The sequence below is a fragment of the Pseudomonas sp. 43NM1 genome, assembly GCF_002836905.1.
GTDB classification, from domain to species: Bacteria; Pseudomonadota; Gammaproteobacteria; order Pseudomonadales; family Pseudomonadaceae; genus Aquipseudomonas; species Aquipseudomonas prosekii.
The window spans coordinates 1-3,275 of sequence record NZ_MKGS01000096.1 but is presented as its reverse complement, the minus strand read 5'-3'; the positions used below and the strand labels follow the sequence as shown (position 1 = coordinate 3,275).

Sequence of the window (3,275 nt, the reverse complement as noted above, 5' to 3'; positions counted from 1 at the left end):
GTGTCGGCCGGCGTCAACGGCATGGACCTCGGCGAGGCGTTGAACCTGGGCATGCAAATCGCCCAACAAGCGGAAAGCCACGGGCACTGGGTCGCGGGCGGCAAAATTGCCTCGCGGATCAGTTGGGCGCGCACCATCAGCATCGACAGCGACAAAGCCTTGCTCGCCGATTTGCTCTACGACGTGATCGGCACTTCGGTGGCTTCGCAGGAATCGGTGGTGGTCTCGTTCGCGCTGGCGCAGCAAGTGGCGATCGGGGAAATGAATGCGTTTGAAGCGCTGTGCATGGCCGCCAGCCTGGGCGGCGACACGGACACCATCGCAGCGATTCTCGGCGCCATGCTCGGGGCCTGCCTGGGTCTGGAGAGCTGGCCGGTGGCGTTGATCGACAAGGTCAAAAGCGTCAATGGCCTGGAGCTGCAACCGTTGGTGCAGGGGCTGTTGGCCTTGCGTTGACTGGGCGGGCCTCATCGCGAGCAAGCTCGCTCCCACAAGGGATAGTGCAAACTTTCAGGTACACGCTGTACCTGTGGGAGCGAGCTTGCTCGCGATAGCCGCACCGCCTACCTGAATTTTCACCCGCAACGGAACGCACCCATTCGGCCCGGACGGCCGGGATGTCATCGCGTCTTCGAAAATGCCTACAACCACAAAAATGGCAACAGGAGCATCCTTCATGAGTTCAACCAACGCCGGGCAAAGCGCCGGGCAACTGGAAACCCGCGGCATCGAACCGGTGCCCGAAAGCGAGTGCAACGGGCATCCGCTGCAACTGTTCTGGGTCTGGTTTGCCGCCAACATCTCGATTCTCGGTTTGCCGCTGGGCGCCACCCTGGTTGCGTTTCGCGGTTTGGCGATCTGGCAGGCGATCATCGTCGCGATCCTCGGCGCCGCCGGCTCGTTCGCCGTGGTCGGGATCATTTCCATCGCTGGCCGACGTGGCCGCGCGCCGAGCCTGACCCTGTCGCGCGCAATCTTCGGCGTGCGCGGCAACATCGGCCCGACCGTGGTTTCGCTGATGTCGCGCCTTGGTTGGGAAACCGTCAACACCACCACCGCCGCGTTCGTGTTGCTGTCGCTGTGCTCGATCCTGTTCGGCTCGCCGGTACAGGCGAAAAGTGCGCCGGTGCTGACGCTGATCTTCATTGCCATCTTCGTGTTGCTGACCTTGTCCGTCTCCGGCCTCGGCCACGCGACGCTGCTGGTGATCCAGAAGTGGGCGACTTACGTGTTCGGTGCGCTGAACATTCTGGTCGGTGGTTTTCTCTGCGCGACCATCGACTGGAGCGCGGTGTTCAACGCCACCCCGGCGCCACTGAGCGCGATGATCATCGGCGTCGGCACCATGGCCGCCGGCACTGGCATCGGTTGGGCGAATGCTGGCGCAGACATGTCGCGCTACCAGCATAAAAGCGTCAAAGCCGTGCGCCTGGTCGCTTCGGCGGCTTTCGGCGCGGGGATTCCGCTGGTGTTGCTGATCACCCTCGGCGGTTTACTGTCGGTCGGCAACAGCGACTTGGCGCAAGCCACTGACCCGATCATCGCGATCCGCGACATGCTGCCGACCTGGATGGCCGTGCCGTACCTGATCACCGCGTTCGGCGGGTTGCTGCTGTCGAACAACCTGTCGGTGTACTCGGCCGGCCTGACCACGCTGACCCTTGGCTTGAAGGTGCCGCGCGTGTACGCGGTGGTGGTCGATATCGTCGCGATTTTCGCCGGTTCGATTTACTTCATGCTGATCGCCGACAGCTTCTACGGCCCGTTCATTACCTTCATTTCGCTGCTGGCGGTGCCGATCACGGCGTGGGTCGGGATCTTCGTCGTTGACCTGATTCACCGTCATTACTACAGCCCGACCGACTTGCTGGACGTCAGCCCGAGCAGCGCTTATTGGTATCGCGGCGGCGTCGAGTGGCGGGCTTTCGGCGCGTGGGCGGTGGCGATTGTGCTGGGTTTCAGTTTCACCACCATTGGCACCACCGCTGAAAATATCTGGTTCCGCGGCTTCGTGTCCGACTCGTGGCTGGGGCATAACGGCCTCGGCTGGGTGGTGACGTTTTTGGTCGCCGGCGGGATCTATTTTGTACTCGGCGGGGCCAGGGATCGTCGCGCTGCATTGAACGAGAATGCTCATGCCTAAACTGTTGCACACCGGCCAGGTCATCATCGATCTGGTCATGGCCGTGGATAAATTGCCCCAGGCCGGCGGCGATGTGTTGGCGCAATCCGCCAGTTTCGAGGCCGGTGGCGGTTTTAATGTGATGGCCGCCGCGCAGCGTAATGGTTTGTCGGTGGTTTACCTCGGCCGGCATGGCACCGGGCGTTTCGGCGATCTGGCGCGCGAGGCGATGCAGGCTGAGGGCATTCAGATCGGCATCGCCGAGAAAGCCGAGCGCGACACCGGTCTGTGCGTCGCGGTCACCGATGCATCGGCGGAACGCAGTTTCATTTCCTACATCGGCGCCGAGGGCGAGCTGAGCGCTGAGGATCTGGCCAGTGTTGCCGCCGAGGCGGGCGATTACGTGTATGTCAGCGGCTACAGCTTGCTGCACGTCGGCAAGGCGCAGGCGTTGGTCGATTGGGTGCTGAGCTTGCCGAAGGCGATCAAGGTGATTTTTGATCCGGGCCCGCTGGTGGCTTCGCCAGATGAGCCGCTGATGAATGCGCTGCTGCCGCGCATCGATCTGTGGACCAGCAACGCTGTCGAGGCGCTGCGTTTTACTGGCGCTGCGGACATTGCCGAAGCATTGACGCGCTTGGCGCAGCATCTGCCGGCCGAAGTGTTGATGGTAGTGCGCGATGGGCCGCAGGGTTGCTGGATCAGTCAAAGTGGCGAACGTCAGCATGTGCCGGGGTTCAAGGTTGAAGCGGTGGACAGCAATGGCGCCGGGGATGCGCACGCCGGGGTGTTTGTCGCCGGATTGGCGCAAGGCCTGCCGGCGCTCGAAGCGGCACGCCGGGCGAATGCGGCTGCGGCGCTGGCCGTGACGCGCTGGGGGCCGGCGACGGCGCCGGGTTCGGTTGAGGTGGATGCGCTGATCCGCGAGGCGGGCGCCGACTGAGCGGACGCCTTCGCGGGCAAGCCTTGCCCCTACAGGGATTTGCGGTGCGCGTAAGCCAGATTTGGATCGAGGCCATTTGCTATCCCGTAGGAAAATTCGCACAATGCGCACCCCCAGGATGGGGACGTGTCTGACAACCTGTCAGGCCATTTCTTACACTCAAGGAGCGAGTTCCCGTTGCAAACCTCCCCCGTAAGCCCCCTTGTAAGC

Annotated in this window: 3 protein-coding genes; all 3 read left to right on the top strand. The window is 63.1% G+C overall.

What is annotated here, in order from left to right; all coding sequences use genetic code 11:
• Positions 1-456, top strand: a 456-nt coding sequence (locus BI292_RS09605; protein ID WP_178076558.1) for an ADP-ribosylglycohydrolase family protein, incomplete at its 5' end; no start/stop codon positions are given.
• A gap of 220 nt (positions 457-676) precedes the next feature.
• Positions 677-2,143: a cytosine permease gene (locus tag BI292_RS09600; protein ID WP_101207735.1), complete on the top strand. Its 1,467-nt coding sequence runs from the start codon at positions 677-679 to the stop codon at positions 2,141-2,143.
• The gene (locus BI292_RS09595) at positions 2,136-3,065 is read left to right on the top strand and encodes a PfkB family carbohydrate kinase (RefSeq protein WP_101207734.1); all 930 of its coding nucleotides are present in this window, start codon (positions 2,136-2,138) and stop codon (positions 3,063-3,065) included. Before BI292_RS09600 ends, BI292_RS09595 begins: the two co-directional genes overlap by 8 nt.
• Positions 3,066-3,275: the final 210 nt, after the last annotated feature.

What these genes read in the sequence shown, in the direction of transcription:
- BI292_RS09600 (WP_101207735.1), top strand. Translation starts at nt 677, where the DNA reads ATGAGTTCAACCAACGCCGGGCAAAGCGCCGGGCAACTGGAAACCCGC.
- BI292_RS09595 (WP_101207734.1), top strand. Translation starts at nt 2,136, where the DNA reads ATGCCTAAACTGTTGCACACCGGCCAGGTCATCATCGATCTGGTCATG.